1 pseudogene is annotated in these 253 nt (G+C 66.4%); it reads right to left on the bottom strand.

What is annotated here, in order from left to right:
- Positions 1–253: pseudogene (locus AC0L3B_RS39910) on the bottom strand (TIGR01244 family phosphatase); the annotation flags it as partial.

Genomic DNA, 253 nt, shown 5'->3' with positions numbered 1-253 from the left:
GGAAAGGTCGGCAACAGCTTGCCGCCGTAACCGAACTCGGCCAGCACCACCTTGCCCTTCTCCACCGTCAACGGGCAGGAGCCATAGCCGTCGTACTTGAGCGGCAGCGGCGCCTGCTTGCGCAGGGCCAGCAGGTTCTCGGCAACCACCACGATCTGCTTGCGCACCGCCGCGGCGGTCTTGGCGTTACTGGTGCCGCACACATCGCCGAGGCCGAAGATGTGCGGGTAACGCAGGTGCTGCAGGCTGTGGG

The organism is Bradyrhizobium sp. Kon56 (assembly GCF_055807635.1).
Note: the sequence above shows the minus strand (reverse complement) of the source record. Positions and strands in the feature narration are given on the sequence as shown.